18 protein-coding genes and 1 pseudogene are annotated in these 18,274 nt (G+C 57.3%); 12 read left to right on the top strand and 7 right to left on the bottom strand.

Features of this window, described 5'->3' with window-relative positions:
- Window positions 1-324: 324 nt before the first annotated feature.
- The 6 genes from ACQZ6F_RS31925 (at window position 325) to ACQZ6F_RS31900 (ending at window position 5,666) form a co-directional block, all read left to right on the top strand.
- Window positions 325-615: an iron chelate uptake ABC transporter family permease subunit gene (locus ACQZ6F_RS31925; RefSeq protein ID WP_449096351.1), complete on the top strand. Its 291-nt coding sequence runs from the start codon at window positions 325-327 to the stop codon at window positions 613-615.
- A gap of 270 nt (window positions 616-885) precedes the next feature.
- A complete protein-coding gene (locus ACQZ6F_RS31920) occupies window positions 886-1,467 on the top strand; it encodes a copper chaperone PCu(A)C (RefSeq protein ID WP_449096217.1) in 582 nt (193 codons plus the stop codon).
- A 504-nt stretch (window positions 1,468-1,971) separates the two neighbouring features.
- Window positions 1,972-3,126 carry an aminotransferase class V-fold PLP-dependent enzyme gene (locus tag ACQZ6F_RS31915; RefSeq protein WP_449096218.1) on the top strand — a complete coding sequence of 385 codons (1,155 nt, stop codon included), beginning with the start codon at window positions 1,972-1,974 and terminating at the stop codon, window positions 3,124-3,126.
- Between the two features lie 299 nt (window positions 3,127-3,425).
- Window positions 3,426-3,632, top strand: a complete 207-nt coding sequence (locus ACQZ6F_RS31910; RefSeq protein WP_449096219.1) for a hypothetical protein — start codon at window positions 3,426-3,428, stop codon at window positions 3,630-3,632.
- A 109-nt stretch (window positions 3,633-3,741) separates the two neighbouring features.
- Window positions 3,742-4,572: an oxidoreductase gene (locus tag ACQZ6F_RS31905; protein ID WP_449096220.1), complete on the top strand. Its 831-nt coding sequence runs from the start codon at window positions 3,742-3,744 to the stop codon at window positions 4,570-4,572.
- 59 nt (window positions 4,573-4,631) lie between these two features.
- Entirely contained in the window at window positions 4,632-5,666 is a 1,035-nt protein-coding gene (locus tag ACQZ6F_RS31900; protein ID WP_449096221.1) for an AraC family transcriptional regulator, read from the top strand.
- Window positions 5,667-6,008: 342 nt separating this feature from the next.
- Here ACQZ6F_RS31900 and ACQZ6F_RS31895 read toward each other — a convergent pair whose 3' ends face one another.
- The 6 genes and pseudogenes from ACQZ6F_RS31895 to ACQZ6F_RS31870 all read right to left on the bottom strand — a co-directional run bounded on the left by ACQZ6F_RS31895 (window position 6,009) and on the right by ACQZ6F_RS31870 (window position 9,786).
- Window positions 6,009-6,656: a glutathione S-transferase family protein gene (locus tag ACQZ6F_RS31895; RefSeq protein WP_449096222.1), complete on the bottom strand. Its 648-nt coding sequence runs from the start codon at window positions 6,654-6,656 to the stop codon at window positions 6,009-6,011.
- Window positions 6,653-7,093, bottom strand: a complete 441-nt coding sequence (locus tag ACQZ6F_RS31890; protein WP_449096223.1) for an SRPBCC family protein — start codon at window positions 7,091-7,093, stop codon at window positions 6,653-6,655. Before ACQZ6F_RS31890 ends, ACQZ6F_RS31895 begins: the two co-directional genes overlap by 4 nt.
- On the bottom strand, window positions 7,090-7,404 hold the full coding sequence (locus ACQZ6F_RS31885; protein ID WP_449096224.1) for an ArsR/SmtB family transcription factor: 315 nt from the start codon (window positions 7,402-7,404) through the stop codon (window positions 7,090-7,092). The genes ACQZ6F_RS31890 and ACQZ6F_RS31885 overlap by 4 nt, the downstream gene beginning before the upstream one ends.
- Before the next feature lie 67 nt (window positions 7,405-7,471).
- Window positions 7,472-7,966 (bottom strand): annotated as a pseudogene (locus tag ACQZ6F_RS31880) (lipoprotein-releasing system transmembrane subunit LolC); the annotation flags it as partial.
- 44 nt (window positions 7,967-8,010) lie between these two features.
- Window positions 8,011-8,232: a hypothetical protein gene (locus ACQZ6F_RS31875; protein ID WP_449096225.1), complete on the bottom strand. Its 222-nt coding sequence runs from the start codon at window positions 8,230-8,232 to the stop codon at window positions 8,011-8,013.
- Between the two features lie 288 nt (window positions 8,233-8,520).
- The gene (locus ACQZ6F_RS31870) at window positions 8,521-9,786 is read right to left on the bottom strand and encodes a cytochrome-c peroxidase (RefSeq protein ID WP_449096232.1); all 1,266 of its coding nucleotides are present in this window, start codon (window positions 9,784-9,786) and stop codon (window positions 8,521-8,523) included.
- 231 nt (window positions 9,787-10,017) lie between these two features.
- On the opposite strand from ACQZ6F_RS31870, the gene ACQZ6F_RS31865 reads away from it, so the two are divergent.
- Window positions 10,018-11,562: an acid phosphatase gene (locus ACQZ6F_RS31865; RefSeq protein WP_449096226.1), complete on the top strand. Its 1,545-nt coding sequence runs from the start codon at window positions 10,018-10,020 to the stop codon at window positions 11,560-11,562.
- A 195-nt stretch (window positions 11,563-11,757) separates the two neighbouring features.
- On the top strand, window positions 11,758-13,140 hold the full coding sequence (locus tag ACQZ6F_RS31860) for a glycerophosphodiester phosphodiesterase family protein (protein WP_449096227.1): 1,383 nt from the start codon (window positions 11,758-11,760) through the stop codon (window positions 13,138-13,140).
- Between the two features lie 390 nt (window positions 13,141-13,530).
- Here the strand turns inward: ACQZ6F_RS31860 and ACQZ6F_RS31855 are convergent, their stop codons facing one another.
- Complete coding sequence (locus tag ACQZ6F_RS31855) at window positions 13,531-14,100, bottom strand: TetR/AcrR family transcriptional regulator (RefSeq protein ID WP_449096350.1); 570 nt, start codon at window positions 14,098-14,100, stop codon at window positions 13,531-13,533.
- Window positions 14,101-14,279: 179 nt separating this feature from the next.
- Here ACQZ6F_RS31855 and ACQZ6F_RS31850 point away from each other — a divergent pair, with 179 nt between their 5' ends.
- The 4 genes from ACQZ6F_RS31850 to ACQZ6F_RS31835 all read left to right on the top strand — a co-directional run bounded on the left by ACQZ6F_RS31850 (window position 14,280) and on the right by ACQZ6F_RS31835 (window position 18,231).
- On the top strand, window positions 14,280-14,735 hold the full coding sequence (locus ACQZ6F_RS31850) for a hypothetical protein (RefSeq protein ID WP_077472431.1): 456 nt from the start codon (window positions 14,280-14,282) through the stop codon (window positions 14,733-14,735).
- A gap of 405 nt (window positions 14,736-15,140) precedes the next feature.
- The gene (locus ACQZ6F_RS31845) at window positions 15,141-15,818 is read left to right on the top strand and encodes an invasion associated locus B family protein (RefSeq protein WP_449096301.1); all 678 of its coding nucleotides are present in this window, start codon (window positions 15,141-15,143) and stop codon (window positions 15,816-15,818) included.
- A 20-nt stretch (window positions 15,819-15,838) separates the two neighbouring features.
- The gene (locus tag ACQZ6F_RS31840; RefSeq protein WP_449096300.1) at window positions 15,839-17,632 is read left to right on the top strand and encodes a ShlB/FhaC/HecB family hemolysin secretion/activation protein; all 1,794 of its coding nucleotides are present in this window, start codon (window positions 15,839-15,841) and stop codon (window positions 17,630-17,632) included.
- Between the two features lie 5 nt (window positions 17,633-17,637).
- The gene (locus tag ACQZ6F_RS31835; protein ID WP_449096299.1) at window positions 17,638-18,231 is read left to right on the top strand and encodes a hypothetical protein; all 594 of its coding nucleotides are present in this window, start codon (window positions 17,638-17,640) and stop codon (window positions 18,229-18,231) included.
- Window positions 18,232-18,274 lie beyond the last annotated feature (43 nt).

Below are 18,274 nucleotides of genomic sequence, written 5' to 3'. Positions count from 1 at the left end.
AACTTGACTGGAGGTGCTTCCGGCTTCAGTCCGCCAGGAGTGTTGGGCAACGGCGGCGGTCCAAGCGGTAGCCAGGATCTATGATTGAAGTTCGGCCACAAGATTTCGAAAGATTTCTTTTGATTTAGATAGATAAACCGATCGCCGGTCCCTCTTGCCTCCATAGGGGAAGCGCCCGCGTATTGCTGCACAAGGCCAATCGATAACCACATGATTTAATGATTTTAATTCGGTTTTCTGTCATCCTTTCCCCTAAACCTGAATGGCCGAGGGCGATATTCCCAACCGGCTTTGTTTACAAAATTCAATACTTTGAAAAAGTGCATGGCAACGTTAGCCACGAGCGACGAAAGAGAACGAAATCTGTCGCGGCGAGCCCGTGATTGCGCACTACCGTTCGTGTTCCTGAGCCTCATCCGGCCGCGCAGTAGAGTGAAATTCAGTGTTAGAATGACGGGCTTCCGGCGTCCTTTGATGGAGATGTCGGCGGTAACCCCTATCGGTGCGACGCTGATGATTCTTGCCGACTGGCTGGGCCGCGTCCTGCTGTTTCCCAATCGGCTACCAGCCGGATTGATCGCAACGCTGATCGCGGTAACCTATCTTTCCTGCTGATGGCGAGACGCCGATAATTTATGAAAGTTGGCACGTGTCTTACGGTCTGATTTGAAAGAGACTTAGGGAAGGGCATCGCACTGCTGACCGAGCGTGGACCGAATCTGGGTCTATTCGTCATCATACTCGATCGCGTCGTCAGGCTCCCTTTCTGAGGGAATAAAAATCGCACCCTTTCGCAACGAAGCCTGGGGCTGCTTTCGTGTCCCCGCAACATCCCTTGCGATCCAGAGAAATAGGGAAGCGTAGGGTTCGATTCTCATCAAGAGCATGCATCTGCATTGCCAGACCTCCGCATGGCATCTACGATATTCGAGCGTTATCACTGCTCCTCTCCTGCTATTTAGCCCAGGCAAAATGATCAAACATTTGTTCCTAGTCTTCGCGGCTGCTTTTGCTATCACGCCGCTTGCCGCGGACGCGCAGAATGCCACTGGAGGCCAGATCACCATCCCGCATGCTTGGAGCCATGCCACGCCACCGGGCTTCCAGCCGAAGACCTCTGAATGGGATCTTGATTTATTGGGAGAAGCCTATCTGACCATCGTAAACGCCGGCACAGACGACCGTCTGATTGCGGCCGCGGTTGATCCCGCGATTGCAGATTCGGTTGCGCTAAATCGCGTCAAGGTGGATCGCGGTGTCATGCAGATAGACGCGATCGACGGCGGTTTGGTGGTGCCAGCCGGTCAAACGCTGGAGCTGTCGCGTGAAGGCATTCACGTGGTGCTAACGGGATTGAAGGCTCCTCTCAGGGATGGTGAACATGTCCCTTTGAAGCTGATCTTTCAGAAAGCCGGCACGCTGACGGTCGATCTCGCCGTCACCGCCTCGGACACCGTCGCGCCCTGACATAGTCGTGTTCGGTAGTAAGCCCGCGACAGGTTGCGATTGTGTTTGCCAGGGAAGACGATCTTGCTGCCGTACCCGAAGGCCCTTCCGCATAGATAGGCGTGTCGTGGCACCTGTCGACGAACAGGGTATCGGCTTCGATGCCTCGGCAAGGTCATGCTGAAGGTAGATATGGTTGTGTTGATCTGGCCTTGCGATCCGTGAGTCTCACTTCATCAATTTGTCGCCGCCACCCTGGGGAGAGCCTCTTGCCCCGGTCGGGCAGGCCGCTTGATGGCGCGTTGTCATATGCGCGTGCGATAGCCTCGCTATTGGTCGAACAACCTCTCAGTCTGTTGCCAAAAGGTCATTGCGATGTCGAAATCCGTATCACTTCAACGCCGAGGTTTTCTTGGCTCCGTTGCCGCTCTCGGTACCGCTGCACTGGCAGCTTCTGCGTTTTCCGGCGAGCTTGTCACCGCACCACTCCCGAAGCCTTCCGGTCCACTCGCCACAGATGGGCCATTGTGGAAGGCGGTGCGCGATCTTTACGACATCGATCCTGCAATGACCAATCTCGAAAATGGTTATTGGGGCATCATGGCCAAGCCCGTTCTTGCTGAATACTTGCGTCTAAGCGAGAAGATAAACCGCCAAAACACCGCTTATGCCCGAATTCATTTTGGGGCCGACTGGAAGTTGGGGCGCGATGCGGTGGCGGCCGCAAGCGGGTTCGATTCCTCCGAAGTTGCCTTGACCCGCGGTGCAACGGAAGCACTCCAGCTGCTGATCAGCAACTACAATCTCCTGAGGCCGGGAGATGCGGTACTCTATGCCGACCTCGATTACGACTGCGCACAATATGCCATGCAATGGCTGGCGGATCGGCGTGGTGTGGAGGTGGTCAAGATCGCACTGCCCGAGCCTGCGACCCGTCAGGCGGTGATCGACACCTATGCGCAGGCCTTCGCCGCCCATCCTAGGCTTAAGCTAGTTCTGCTGACTCAGCTCAGCCACCGCACAGGCCTTGTCATCCCTGTAAAGGAAATCGCCGCCATGGCGCGTGCGAAAGGCATCGATGTCATTCTGGATGCTGCCCATTCCTGGGGCCAGATCACCGATGATCCGAAAGAGCTCGGTGTCGATTTCATCGCCTTCAATCTTCACAAATGGATTGGTGCTCCCCTCGGCCTCGGGTTTATCCGTATCGCTAAGCACCGTCTTGGCGACATCGATCCGCAACTGGGTGACCAGGATAATCCCGCCACCTCAATCGAATCGCGCGTGCATACGGGTACACTGAATTTCGCTAGCGTCATGACCCTCCCGAGCGCACTCAAGCTGCATCTTGACATTGGCGTTGCCGCCAAGGCGGCGCGTGTTCGTCATCTTCGAGATATCTGGGTGGCGGAAGCGCGGAAAATCGAGCCAATCGAGATACTGACACCGGATGAGGACGATATGGTGGGTGGCATCACGTCTTTCCGCGTCAAGACTTGGGCATCGCCGTCTGAAGTATCCACCTTGGTCGCAGCACTGCGCGACAAATACAACGTGCTGACCGTCGCACGCACAGGTCCTGCAAAAGGTCCGTGCGTGCGCGTCTCGCCTGCGATCTACACGACGGAGGACGATATGTTGAAGCTCGCTTTCGCTCTGAAAAGCGAAGTAAGCGCCTGATTCTATATGAGCGTCTTCAAGACTTGAGGATCAGAGCCGGCGGCTCTGATCCTCACTGAGAAAACCTCACTAACTCGTCAAACAATCGATAATGCCGGCCATTCGATCCGGCTGCAACGCGGTTCCATCCCGTAATAGGCACCGACCTGCCGACTTCTGCCGAGGAGCAGGCCAACTGAACATTTCGCGATCGGCGGCTCGCACATATGCATGGCTATTGCGCGAAAAATACGGAAGGGGGAGAGGTTCCTCACCGTTAAGGCTAGTCCAGCTGTCATTCGAATATACTGAGATTGACTTTGGACTCGTTCCTGCTGGCGACAGTGATTGGCACGCTTGCCTGGAACACGCTTCTCATCACCGTCGGCTATCTGCTGCGCGGCAGCAGCTTGGATCCCGTCGCCGCAGGTATTGTTGTCGGTCCACCAATGATCGATTTGGAACCGCTGGTGGTTTTTCTGGTCGCCTTTACGCGAGGCCGATTTGCCAAGAGGCAGTTTTCCTGAAGACGGCAGCATCCCACATTGGCGTAATATGCAACAGTGATGGCAGCTTTCGTCAATGATTGGTCGCCGGCGAGCTTCTATCTGTGATCTTGCGAATAGAGAGGCAGACATGAGCAACACACGCAAGAAAACAGCCCTGGTGACCGGCGCATCCTCCGGCATGGGCAAGGAAATCGCCAAGCGTCTCATCAGCGATGGCTTCCGGGTGTATGTGGCGGCGCGCAGCGTCGACAAGATGCTTGATCTCGAACGCCTTGGCGCACGCGCACTGCAGATGGACGTTTCCGACGATGACGAGATCAAGGCAGCCATCGGTGTCATCCTCGCAGAAAGCGGCGGCGTCGACGTCCTTGTCAACAATGCGGGTTTCGGGCTCTATGGACCTGTCGAAGATATAGCGATGGACGAGGCGAGATATCAGTTCGAAGTCAACCTCTTCGGCCCGGCCCGTCTGACCCAACTTGTGCTGCCGGCAATGCGCCAGAGGGGTTCGGGCACCATCGTCAACATCTCGTCGATGGGCGGCAAGATCTATACTTTACTCGGCGCGTGGTATCATGCCACCAAGCATGCGCTTGAAGGCTGGTCGGACAGCCTGCGGCTGGAACTGGCGCCGTTTGGCATCAATGTCGTTGTCGTTGAACCAGGCCTGATCGAGACGGGATTTGGCGACGTGGTCGCCGACGGTCTCATAAAGCGCTTCGGAGCAGGCCCCTATGCCGAGGTCTCACAGGCGGTCGCCAAGATCACGCGAGCGACCTATGGGCATGGGCGCGGTACGGATCCGAAAGTGATCGCAGATGTCGTTTCAGCCGCAGTGCATGCAAGAAGGCCGCGGACGCGCTACGTCGCCGGCAAATATGCCAAGCCGATGATTGCTATCCGCAAATGGTTCGGTGATCGCATGTTCGATCGTATCATCATGAGCCAGATGCGCTAACATTCCCGGCGACGGACGATGCGTTCTTCTGCGAGATCAGGCTTGAAGGGTCAACTGAGATGAGTGTGATGCCGGCAGACAAATGCAAGGTGCCACAGGCTTTCTGGCGTGCGGTCGAGCGGATCGGTCTGCCACCGTCTGCGGTTTTGCGTCAAGCCCGTCTGCCTGCCACGCTTCATCTGGGCGAGAATGGCATGGTGACGACCTCGCAGTATTTCGCGATCTTCAGGGCGCTTGAGGAGTTGGTGCCGGAGCCTGCACTCGGACTTCGCCTCGTTCGCGAGGCGGACACGGCCTTCCATCCACCATCGACCTTGGCCGCCTTTCACGCCAGGGATTATCGCGATGCACTTTACCGGGTTGCGCGCTTCAAGCGGCTGTGCACGCCCGAGCAGTTGAGTTTCCATGAGGAGAAAAGCGAAGTCTCGATCACGAGCAGCTGGGTTTACGCAACTGAACCCGAACCCGGCATAGCCACCGACATTGCCTTTGCCTTCCTGGTCGAGCTTGGTCGGCGTGGAACCGGGCGACACTTGATACCGGTGCGGTGCGAATTCATGCGCGCCGGGCCGAAGAGCGATCTGCATCCGCTCTTCTTCGGGTGTCCCGTCAGGTATGGTGCTCCGCAGAACAAGCTCGTCCTGAAGTCCGCCGATCTTGACCGCCCGTTTCCGGGACACAATCCCGAGCTCCTGGAAATCCTAACCCCCGCGCTTACCGCCGCCCTGGGGGAACTGCAGGCGCGCAGTTCCATTGGCGACCAGGTGAAAATCGTCCTGAAGCGATCGCTTGCAAGCGGTCGACCGGAGCTGTCGCAGATAGCGCAGGACCTCAACATGAGCGAGCGAACGCTGCAACGGCGCATCACCGATGAGGGCAGGACCTTCCGCGAGCTTCTGTCGGAAGCACGCCAGGAACTCGGGCGGCAATTACTGTCCAATCCGTCTACCGACATCGACGAGGTCGCGTGTCTTCTGGGGTATCAGGATCGCAGTTCCTTCTATCGCGCCTTTCGCGATTGGGAAGGGTTGACGCCGCTGCAATGGCGTGAGCTGAATGGACGGGACGCGTCACAATTCCAATTTCTGCATTGACGCAAATTGGGCGCTCGAAAGGGAAAGGCGGCTACCACCATCCTATTCGGTGATCTCGGCATAAATCATGAGGTCGAGGCCGACCAACGACGGGAGTTGTCATTTGGCACTTAAATCGTTGAATTCCACCGTTGAGGTGATCTGCAACCCTGCGTCCTCTAAAGGCCAGTTCCTAGCGGAAATCAACAGAGTAGGAGGGTTCCAATCCCTTCAAGAGCTGCCCCATAACTCGGGCTGAATAGTCATTGAACGCCGATCATGGGGCTTTGCAACTTTGGGCGATGTTCGTCGCCCCAGAAGCATGGACAACAGCAATCGATGAATTTCGCGGCAGCGCATGGTTCAAGCGGCGTCTGCTGCAGCGAAATGAGCCATCTGGTCGTCGTATGCTTTCACAAAGGCCGGTCTGGCCACCAGGCGTTTGACGTAACTGTGGCAAGCCGGATGGTTTTTGAGCCCGTCAAACCGCTCGATCTGTCGCATGACATCTGCCATCAGCAGGTCGGCCACAGAAAATCGGTCGCCGACCAGCCATTCGCGCCCGGCCAGCACCGTCTCCATTCGATCAAGTCTCGCCTTCAGGAAGTCGTCGACGAACCTGGCCTCGGGCGCTTCACCAGGAAAGCCCATGAACCGGAACAGCGCCCACGGCTGGCTCGGCAGATCGACCGAGTTGAGCGCGGCGATAACCCACTCCAAAACTTCGGCTCGCCCGCGAGGATCGGCGGGCATGAGCACCGGGCTTTTCTCGGCGAGGTGCAGCAGGATCGCGCCGCTTTCAAAAATAGTCAGGTCTCCGTCGGTCAGCCACGGGATCTGGCCGAACGGTTGTGCTGCAAAATGCTCAGGGCCACGGTCTCGAAACGGCGTGCTCTCCACCCGATAGGGTAACCCAGCCTCTTCCAGCGCCCATCTTACCCGCAGGTCGCGCACGAGGCCGCGCGGCAGTTCGGGAACCCAGTCGTATGTTGTCAGGATCAGCTCGGTCATTGATCAACTCCAAGGAAGACGGGAAGCTTGTCGAGAAGGCCAATCCAGCCGCTTTCATGACTTGTGCGGGCATCTTCGTCGGGCAGATGCTCATGGATGAGGGTCAGCACGGTTCCTGCGTCGTACGGTTCCAGCCGGAATGTCACCAGCGATTTCGGATCGGAGGTTCCGGGCAAATCCCAAGTGAAGACGAGCAGTTTCTCGGGAATGACGTCTTGATAGATTCCTGTCGGGTTGTGTTCGTCGTCGTTGAGCAGCCGGAACACGACGCTGAAGCGGCCACCCGGACGGACGTCGGCGACCACGCTAAGGGTCGGTCCCGCATCAGGCCCCCACCACTGCATCATTAACTCGGGCTGTGTAATGGCCGCCCAGACTTTTGCGGGGGTGGCCTTGATTCGACGCACGATCGTCACGCTCGGAAGGCGGTCAGTCATTTCGTATCATCCTCCTCTAAGAGCGTGGCGAGCCGATCAAGGCTAACGGTCCAGAAGCGCTCATAGCGATTGAGCCAGGCCATGGCTTCTTGCATCGGTGCGGCGGAGAGATTCACAGCGACGGTGCGGCCGGTCTTCGTCCGGGTGATCAATCCAGCATCGGACAGCACGTCCAAATGCTTGGTCATGCCGGGTAGCTTCAACGAAAATGATTGGGCGAGCTCGCTGACGGAAAGTCCCGGCCGATCCAGCAAACGCTGCAGGACGCCCCGCCGGGTTGGGTCGGACAGTGCCCAAAACGTACGGTCCATGGGTGATGTCTGATGCTTCGCCATGTAGCGAAGTATTTATCGTAGTGATGGTGATGTCAACCAGGAATTAAGGTTCTTCGCACCTCAACGCATCGATGGGGTCGGGTCTGGCTGCGCGCCAGGCCGGAAAGTGCGTGGCGAAGAAGGAGAGGACGAGCGCCATCGGGACGACTGATGCCGTTTCCGCGATGTCCATGCGCGCTGGCAATTGACCTAGGAAATAGATCCAGGAATTGAATATTGTCCTCCCCGATATCGACGAGAAGAACTGGCGGACCGATTCGATATTCATGCACACGAAGACGCCGATCGCCGCTCCGGTCATCAAGAAGATGCGCATGATCGCGCCGCTCGTCGCGCCCATCGTGCGCAGGATTGCTATGTCGGCGCTCTTGTCCTTGGCCAGCATGAACAATCCCGAAATGATATTGAGCTCGGCGATCAGCACGATCAGCGTCAGGATCATGAATATGACGTTGCGCTGAACCTGAAGGGTCGGGAAAAAGGTCTGGTTGCGTTGGTGCCAGTCGGTCATGAACACAGGCCGCATTGCCGCGTCCTCGAAAGCCGAAAGCGGTCCGTCGCCCTTTGTCGAGACGGCCTCGCTCATGCAGCGGCTCCCAGAGCGCCAACGACATTGTCGAGCGGCAAGGTGGGACGCTCACCGGTCTTGCGAGTCGCATGATTGTGATCTGGAGCGGCGGCAAGGTGTATCGTCACTGGAAAAAGCTGGTAGCCGAGCATTGCGGCGGGATCGGGTAGGCGACATTTGAAAGCCCCGTCCTTAGCCGGCACGGTGCCGGCAACAGCTCCAAAATCAAAGGTCAAGGTTCCCTCCGTGCCACGATGCATGGACGAAAATCGCTGCGTCTCGCCGCATGCCGATCGATGGTCGGAGTTCCCATCTTTTTGTAGAGCATCCCCCGGTTTGCGCCTTCAAACGCGGCCGCGTCCTAAGAGAGATGTCGATTGGAGGTTTAAGCAGTGGATGGCTTCATGTTGCCCGATCGCGCGAATGTCGTTTCATTCAACCGAGCACCTGATTGTTCAAGCCTTTGCGTGCGCAATGCTCGATGCCGGGCATGATCCTCCGCTTTGCCTCACTGCAGGATCAGGCTACCGAGCCGCTTGGGGATCCTGATCGGCGTCAGTCAGCGTCCCCAGAAAAGCAACGATGTCGTCGATCTCCGCATCCGTTACCCCAGGGTTGTCGTGTGGCTTCTTGCCGAACGGCGGGTCCTGATTGAGATTGTTCCAATAAGCTGCAGGCAGGTCGTCATATTGACGGACCGTGCCATCGGCATTGTGCGGATACCATCGGCCCGGGTCCGTGTCGCGTGTCACATAAAATGAGACGACATCGCGGAGCGAATGAAAATAGCCATTGTGGAAGAAACTGTGGCGGAGCGCGACGTTGCGAAGCGTCGGCGTGCGGAAGAGGCCGCAATATTCTGCGCGCCCTTTCAGGTCGGTTCTCTGTGGACCGCAGAGGCCGAGATCGAAATAGTTAGGGTCCTTGTTTGCGGGAATGTCTGGATTTCGCGGCACAGCTAGTCCAAGAAAGCCGAAATCGGAAAACTGCGGCGGCTCCCCGTCGTTGGCAGGTTCGCTCAAATGACAACTCGAACAGTTGCCCTTCGCGGGGTCTTCGAAGAGAGCTCGACCGTGCAACTCCTGAGCTGTCAAACTGCCCTTGCCAGCGAGGAAGGCGTCGTATCGGCTGGAATAAGGATAGAAATCGGGACCGCTTTGCTCGAAGGTCGCGAGTGCCTCGACGGCCGCGGCGAAAGCATCCTCGGTGTGATCGAAGACGTCAGCTCCGAATATCATCTTGAATTCTTCCGCATAGGGCGCGTTGCGCAAGCTCGCAACAACGTCTTTCGGGTCTTTGTTTGCCATCTCGAACGGCGAAAGCAAGGGGATCTTGGCCTGATCGTAACCGTGATCGACGCGACCATCCCATGTGAGGCCACCCGTCGGCCCATTGTCGACGCTTTCGTCGCCTTCATCCTCGGAATCGTAAAAGTGTTCCGTGAATGTCGGCACGGACTGCAGGTATCGAAGCGAAGGAACCGCGCGCAAGCCAGGCTGATCCATGTGCTCTCCTCCCAACTCCACCGGAGACGCCGAGGCCGGTCCGTAGGCGTGGTGCGGGTCATGACAGGAAGCGCAAGCCTGGAGGCCCGACGCCGAAAGAGATCGATCGGAGAACATCTTGCGGCCGACCTCCGTCAATGCCCTGGCTCTGGCAAAAGCTGCAGCTCGTGACATTGGCCCTGGATGAATGCCAACACCATCTCCGGCGGCGGTCTCATAGAGGGGCACGAGGACGAGTACAAGCGCTAGCACGCCGCCCGTCATCAGCGCACGGATTGGCCACATTTTATTGAGCGTCAATGTCGCATTTCCGTAAGATTTCAGAGCGGTCTGGATCATAATCGAGCGCGGGTGCAACAGAATGATGACGGAGAAATTCTAGAACCCTGTTACGATCTCCTGCCGTCACAAAAATGATAGGAGAGAAAGTTAGCGTGTCGCTTGCAAGCCTCTCGGCATCCGCTTGGACGGCTCCGCTCCTCTAGCCAATATCCCCTAGCCATGAGGTAATCCGCCGTGAAGAGGCTCAAACTACTCCATTTCTTTTATCTGGCCACCGCCGCAATCTTACCATCTGCTTACTCAACGGTGGTTCAAGCAGCCCCCGCCGGATACGACAAGATTGATACCGTAGTGGTGATCTACGCCGAGAACCGTAGCTTCGACAATCTTTATGGCAGTTTCCCTGGTGCCAATGGGCTTTCTAACGCAACAGCCAGTCAGGCGCGTCAGCTTGACCGCAATGGTCAGCCCCTTGCGGAATTGCCTCCGGCATGGGGTGGATTGACAGCGAAGGGGGTTACTCCGCCGATCACGGAGGCACAATCGGCGCATCTGGCGAATGCGACATTCGCGATCGATGACGCAAGCGGCTTCGCGCAGTCTTCATCGGTGATCACGCGCGATCTCTGGCATCGCTTCTATCAGGAGCAGATGCAGATCGATGGTGGCAAGAATGATAAGTTCGTCGCCTGGGCGGATTCCGGCGGCCTTGTCATGGGCCATTACGACGGTTCCAACCTGCCCATGTGGCAGATCGCAAAGAAATATGTTCTTGCCGACAATTTCTTCCAGGGAGCATTTGGCGGGTCATTTCTGAACCACTTCCAGTTGGCCTGCGCCTGCGTCCCTGTTTTCCCAGATGCCGACAAGAGCCCGGCAAAGCCGACCATCGCCAAGGTTGACGCCGATGGTGTTTCACTGACCGTGGTCGAGAACGCGCCCAAATCGGCTTTGGAGGGCGCGCCGAAATTTGTATCAGACGGTAATCTCACGCCCGACTTTCACGCCGTCAATACGATGCAACCGCCATATGAGCCGAGCGCCAATCCTCCCGTTGCTGGCGGCGATACGGCCTTTGCGGACCCCAGTCTGCCGACAACCTTGCCGCCGCAACACGACATCACGATCGGCGATCTTCTGACGCTGAAAGGTATTGATTGGGCATGGTATGCCGGAGCTTGGCAGGCGACCCTTGATGGGAAGAATGCGACGCCGGTGCCGAACTTCCAGTTCCATCACCAGCCATTCAACTATTTTGCCGCCTATGCACCCGGTACTCCGGCTCGCGCCCAGCATCTCAAGGACGGAGGCCTCGGCGGCACGGCCTTTATCAAGGACATCGATGACGGCAAACTTCCTGCGGTCACGTTCTACAAACCCCAGGGAAATCTGAACGAGCACAGCGGCTACGCCGATGTTTCAAGTGGCGACCAGCATCTTGCCGATATCGTTTCTCATCTCGAAAAGAGCCCGCAGTGGGGTCATATGTTGGTGATCGTCACTTACGACGAGAACGGCGGGTTCTGGGATCATGTCGCTCCTCCGAAGGCGGACCGTTGGGGTCCGGGCAACCGGATTCCCGCTTTTATCATTTCCCCCTTTGCGCGGACCGGGATGGTCGATCACACGCAATATGACACGACGTCCATCTTGCGCTTTATCACCGCTCGCTATGATTTGCCCGTCCTGCCGGGTCTGGTCGCCCGTGACAAGGCGCTGCGCAACAATGACGAGCCGCCCATGGGCGACATGAGTGCGGCGCTCGATTTGACGCGATAATCACGCAGGCCTCGGAAACTGTCCGAGGCCTGCCACCTTTCCGCGGCAGGAAGAGTCGTCTGACGGCCCTCAGAGGCTGGGCGATATGCTGGAACCCTCAGCGGGAGGCGTCATTCCGTCGTTACACAGCTATGTGATGCAAATAGCAGTGGCGCGGTTAAGCGCCTGGCCGTCAATGATTGAACGGGGATGATGATGAAACACGATACCAGAGCTGGTTGCCAGCTGGTCGGCGTCGCCATCTTGGCATTGTGCCTCGCCTTGCCGGTTCGCGCGCAGGACACTTCTGCATCGGCAAATGCCAAACCCTTCCTGACGCTCGATGGCAAGCAGCCGCTGGTGATAGGCCACCGTGGGCTTCCAGGCCTGATGCCGGAGGAAACATTGGCCTCCTATGATATGGCCGCCGCCCTCGGCACCGATGCCCTGGAGGAGGATATTCACCTCACCAAGGATTGCCTGCTGGTCGCACGCCATAATCCCTGGCTCAGCGACAACACGAATGTGGCGGAGGTCGCCAAGACCAATACTGATGTCGCTGTTCGCAAGCGCACGGTGCCCGGCGTCATGGTCAAGGTCAAATGGGCGCAGACACCGACAAGCGGTCCGGCCGAATATCTGACCGATCTCACCAATCCCTCTGATCCGAAATCGGTGCTGAAATCTTTGGTGGTTGACGGTGAAGATCACACCAATGACTGGTCGATCTCGGATTTCACCCTGGCCGAACTCAAGGCCTGGATCGCCGGCACTACCTACGACGCCGCAGCCGAGCGGCCGAAGGAGTTCAACGGCAAGTTCCCTATCCTGAGCTTGCAGGACATCATCGACATCGCCAAGGCCAAGACCAAGGAAACCGGCCGGACGATCTCCGTCTATCCGGAGACCAAGAATCCGACCTGGAACGATGCGCAGGCCATTGCGAATGGTTGCGGCGCGCCCGGCAGTCACCCGCTTGAAGATGCGATGATCAAAGCCATCGCCGAGAACGGATTGAACTCGAAGGAAGCGCCGATCTTCGTTCAGAGCTTCGAGCCCGGCAGCCTGAAGTATATGGTCAGCCATGGCCTGAAAACGAAGGTGGTGCAGCTTATCGACGGCGATGGCGTTGATTTCAAGACTGGCGCCGTCAGCTATGACGATATCACCAACAGCCGCCCCTTTGACTGGACCGTAGCAGGTGATCCGCGCTGGTTCGATGCGATGCTGACCCCTGCCGGACTTGCGGAGATCAAGACCTATGCCGATGGCATCGGGCCGTGGAAGCCGCAGATCATCCCGTACAAGATCACGGCATGGCCGGAGAAGAATGCCGACGGAACGCCCTTCAAGCCCTCATACTCGCTGTCGACGACACAAGCGCCCACCACGCTCATTGCGGATGCGCACAAGATCGGTCTGTTCGTGCATGTGTTCACCTTCCGCAACGAGAAGAAGTATCTGGCGGCGGACTACGGCGGTGATCCGCAACAGGAATTCTTGAAATTCTACCGGCTCGGTACAGACGGCGTCTTTACGGATTTTACGAATACCGGCGTGCTGGCCCGCCTTGCATATTTGCACGAACTCGGACGCTGAGGTCGCCGATTGCCGGCGTCCGAGCCAAGCCGCGTTTTCAAACGCCGCAGCGATAGGCGAGGTATTGCCCATGTCGCTTGATCTTTCGCATGGGCAATGGGCGCTGGACTATTATGCGGACACTCTTCGAAAGATCGAGCATCCTCAAGCTCACTAGGAAGGCTCCATAATTGAGCGATATGCCACAGCATTCGAAGGTGCCGTGGTTTCAAACCCCTTCAAGGCAACCCATTGCGACGTGCGGCATATCCAATGGCTTCAAAGCCTTAGGGTCTGAAATCATTGCGCGGCGTGGAAAGCCGTCAGCAATCACGAAGTCCCATTCCGCAATCTGTAGCAAGAGAACGATGATTGGGTTCTTGCTCTCAAGCAGCCCCATTCGTTGTTTTGTCACGCCTGTCGAGCGTTTGCCTGCTCAATCAGAACTTCCGCGGCATCCCACGCCCTTGTTGCCACGGTCGGATCGCGAAAGGCACGAGCATCGATTGTCGCGCCATCAAGCAGAATCATGAGGATTGACGCGGTGCGTGCCGCTGCTTGCTCTGGCAAAACGGTCTTCAGTATGTCGCGCATCCATTCAGTCATTGTTTGCTTATACTGAATGGCGATCGTCGAGATCTTCGGATAGTCGGTTCCAAATTCCGCGAGTGCGCGCTCGAAAAGGCAACCGGCAAATTCCGGAGTGGCAAACCATGCCTCATGCCAGGCGAAAATAGCATGCAGCTGTTCCTTCGCCGATGCTGTTGGCTCAACAGATGCGCGAAGACTGGCCATGATGTCTTGATAACGATGCTCAAGCACAGCGCGGATCAGGTCGTCCTTACCTGGGAAATGGTTGTAGAGCGTCATGCGGGCGACACCGGCTTCTACAAGAATTCGGTCGACGCCGACGGGATGAAAGCCGTGCCTTGAAAACAGGTCGGTTGCAACTTTGATAAGCTGCTCTTTTTTCGAGCTCATTGATGTCTCAGGCCAAGTTAAGTCCTGTATTAGGCATTGTTAGATCCGTTTGTCTAACGGTTTTCATATGGACAATATAGACCGATCGTTCTATCTATTTCGCGACCGGCGCCGGTTTGGCGGTGCCTTCCACGCACGCGAGAGATCCTATGAGCGTAATGACGAGAGTATCGGCCCTGTTGTTTGCAGCGGCCGTTGTGACAAGTTGTGTGCCCGCCTCGCAAGCAGGAGCACCGATCGCCAATCGATCGTCTGCCGACATCTCTCCCGATGAATGGGCCAATGTCATCGCGATGGATCAGAAAGCGGTGAAAGCAGGTGTGATGTCCCCGGAGATCATCCCGATCGACCTCACTCTTTCGAAGATGATTCCTGAGGGGCAGGCGATCGTCGCCTCGCATGATCAGGCCAAGGCAAAGGATTGGTCGCAACGATATCATGCTCTTATCGCGCGGAGAAATGAGCTCGATCAGAAATCCGCTGCAGCGCATCCGATCCACTTCAATGCCGTTCAGAGTGATCCATGCCTGTCGCCAATGGGAAAAGATATTTGCACACCTCCACCGCCAGTTCAGGCCCAGCCAATGTGCTCGGTGAATTATGGTGATACCGTTGGCCTGGTGCCCTGCGGTTGAGGGTGAGTTTGCTCTTTGCAGAGAAAGTGTCGATCCAGGGCCGCAGCTACGGCATATCATCAATTCCTATCTGCACTTCGACGCGACCAGGATGAAGAAGCTGGATTTTGAGTAGCTGGCGACGGAGTGGCCGCCGGTTCGAAACCCATTCAAGAGCAAAACAATTTTATTCAATTACTGAACGTTGGTGTTGCAAATTTTACACGCATATCGAAAAACGAGCGTGTGAGGCCCCCACATGCACGCTACTTTCCGCTGTACTTTTTTAGAAATATGCTATTGAGCCAAACAGGCCGATGATCGGCTACACCGTCCCCAGGTGCATTTTCATGAAATCTGATGATTTGCCGACTGAGCAAGCAGCCGCTTGCGCAGGCGAATGGCTTTGACTTTAGGAAGTTTTATATGGCGCCCGCGAATAAGTCTGTCTTTTTCAAGACACTGTCATCTGTTGCGATCCTTTCCTCGACGTTGTTTGCATTTTCCGCAATCGCGCAGGAACAGCCTGCGCCCGCGGCTGCAAATACGCCTTCAAGCACCGGTTCGGCCCAAGCGACCACTGCCGCAGCAAACGAACAGCAGCCAGCCCCGCAAGCACGGGTTCAGAAATTCGACGATTGGTACTATCGCTGCATCGATGGAAAAGCCGCTGACGGCTCGGCCGCGGAGAGCTGCGAAGTCGCACAGATTGCGACGGTCAAGCAAGGCGACCAGGATGTTAACATATTGACTCTGGCGGTCGCCAAGGCGCCGGCTCCGACCGCAACAGACAAGAAAGCAGCAAAGCAGCCTGCAAACGAGCTGGTTCTGACGACGCTTGTCCCGCTCAACATGTATCTGCCCGCCGGCATCAGCATTGACGCAAGCGACAAGCCTGTCGTGCAGCTTGCCTATCGCAACTGCAGTCAGGCCGGATGCTGGGCGCAGCAGAAGCTTGACGGCAAGATGGTTGCAGCGCTTGCCAAGGCGACTGATGGCACCGGTCACGTGCAGATGATGAATGGCCAGAAGGTGAACATCAAATTCTCCCTCAAGGGCCTATCGGCGGCCCTGGACGCATTGCAAAAGCCCGCTTCCAAGTAAGCGGACGGCGGGAATAGCTCATGACACTGGCTTTAGGGCTGTCTCTTGCGCGGAGTGGCCGTGGCTTTTCGAAGTCATCTTTCATCGTGCCGCTTGCCGTCGCATTGCTGTCGCTAGACCTGGCGTCGTCCCAGGCCGTGGCGCAGCAATCGCCGAACGACGACTTCGTACGCCGTCAGGCACAGGAAGCGGAACAGCAGCGTCTTAAAAACCTTGGCCAGATGACGCCAAAGCCGTCTCCGGCCGAGGTGCAGCAGCCGACCACACCCGGTGGCAGCAAGGCTGGCCCGTGCTTTGCGATCACCCATATCGAAGTCGAAGGCGTCGAGCAGTTTTCGGCCGGTGCGATCGACAAGGTCACCGCTCCTTACGCGAACCGCTGCGTCGGTGTTGGCGAGATCAACGCGCTGTTGCGCGACCTGACGCATCTCTATCTCGACAAGGGTTTTGTGAGCTCGCGCGTCTATGTGCCGGCGCAGGATATCGCCAAGACGAAGGTGCTGCGCCTCGTCGCCGTCGAAGGCACGCTTGCCGATATCTACATCAACGGCCAGCCAGCTTCGGGTTTCGGTGCGGCCGGCTCTGGCGTGCTTGCAACTGCTTTTCCCGGCATGAAGGGTGAGATCACCAATCTGCGCGACATCGAGCAGGGGCTCGACCAGATCAATCGTCTCACCTCCAACAATGCCAAGACCGCGATGCTCCCCGGCAAGACCGACGGCACTTCGATCCTCAACATCGAGAACAAGCAGAGCCATCCCTGGCATCTGTCGGTGGGCAACAGCAATCTCGGCCAGGAGCAGACCGGATATTCCAAGTCGTCGCTCAATGCCGGCTACGACAACCTGTTCGGCATCAACGACCAATGGAGTTTCGGCTACGAACATAGCGGCCCGGACTATCCCTGGCGCAATGACGGCCATGGCAAGAGCAACAGCTATTCGGGCAATGTCAGCGTACCCTATGGCTACTGGACCTTCTCGGCGAACGGCTCCTGGTACGAATATGACAGCTCGGTTCCAGGCAATTTCGGCACGTTGCAGACGTCGGGCGACAGCAAGCAAGCCGGTATCGGTGCGGATCGCGTCATCCTGCGCGACAAGGATTCGATCACCACGTTCAATAGCGGCCTAACCTACAAGGAAACCAACAATTTCCTGCTCGGCAACAAAATAGAGGTCGGCAGCCGCAAATATACCGTCGGCGATCTCGGCATCTCGCATTCGCGGCGCATGCTGGGTGGCCTCTGGGTCTTCGATCTTTCCTACAGCCAGGGGCTCAATCTGTTCGACGCGGTCGCCCCCGGCGACGCCGGGGCAGGGGATGCCGACCCCCGTTTTTCCAAGTTCACCGGCACGATTACGCTGACGCGGCCCGTCGAGATGGCGGGGCAGCACCTCGAGATCAATTCGATCGTCACCGGGCAGTATTCCCCCGACAATCTGTTCGGGGCCGAGCAAATCTCGGTCGGCGGCTATTCCTCTGTGCGCGGCACGCGCGAGACCATGCTCTTTGGCAATAATGGCTTCTTCATTCGCAATGATCTCGTCTGGCGGACGCAGCCCTTTGCCGAGAATGCCGAGCTTGCCAGGATACTCGGAGAGTTCAGGCCGTATGTCGGTCTCGATTACGGCAGGATCGCGCGCCAGGCCCGCTACCAGATCGCCGGTGGCGACATGCTCGGCTGGACGGTCGGCGCCAAGCTCGCCGGCGGCAATATCAATTTCGATATGGGTTACTCGGATGTCTTTGGCGGCACGGTCAGCCGCCGCGACTCCGGGCTTCTGTTTGTCAGTGCGTCAGTGAGATGGTGAGTAACGTGTCAACAATTCTATCCAAAAATACCCCTAAGCGGTTTGTCCACAGTGTGAAGATGCTTGCGGTTTTTGCGGTGGCGGCGATCGTCAGCGCCTGCCAGACCGCAGACCCCCGGCTGGTGACGGCATTGCGGAGTTCGTCAGTTACCCAGATTCAGCTCGAGACTGCACCAGACGTGAATATGGGGGGATTCTTCGACAGGAAGAAACCCGATCCACAGCTGTCAAAAGTGGTGCAGACCCTCGAGGCTTCGCTAAATCGTGAACTTAAAGGTCTACCCGGCGGGAAAACACCGGGAAAGCTTATCGTGACATTGCACACGGTCGATCTCGCCAGCAACGCCGGCCGTATCATCCTGGACAACGACAGCAGTCTGTCGGGATCAGTCCGCCTTCAGGATGCAAAGACTGGACGTCTCATAGCCGAAACGGGGGTCTATGTGACCGAGAAGGGCGTGCGTGGTGAAGGGAACATCGGCGTCTTCGTCGCCATGGCAATCAACGCTGCACAGGTTTCCCAGAAGAAGGACGCTCTCGCTCATGATCTCTCCGAGAAGTTCGTTCGCAGCGTAAAGACCTGGCTCACGCAGAAATAGGAAATTCTGTCGTCGCAGGGACGCCCGATAACGGCAAGACCAC

Source organism: Rhizobium sp. A22-96 (assembly GCF_053521805.1).
This window is presented reverse-complemented; position numbering and strand designations above follow the sequence as displayed.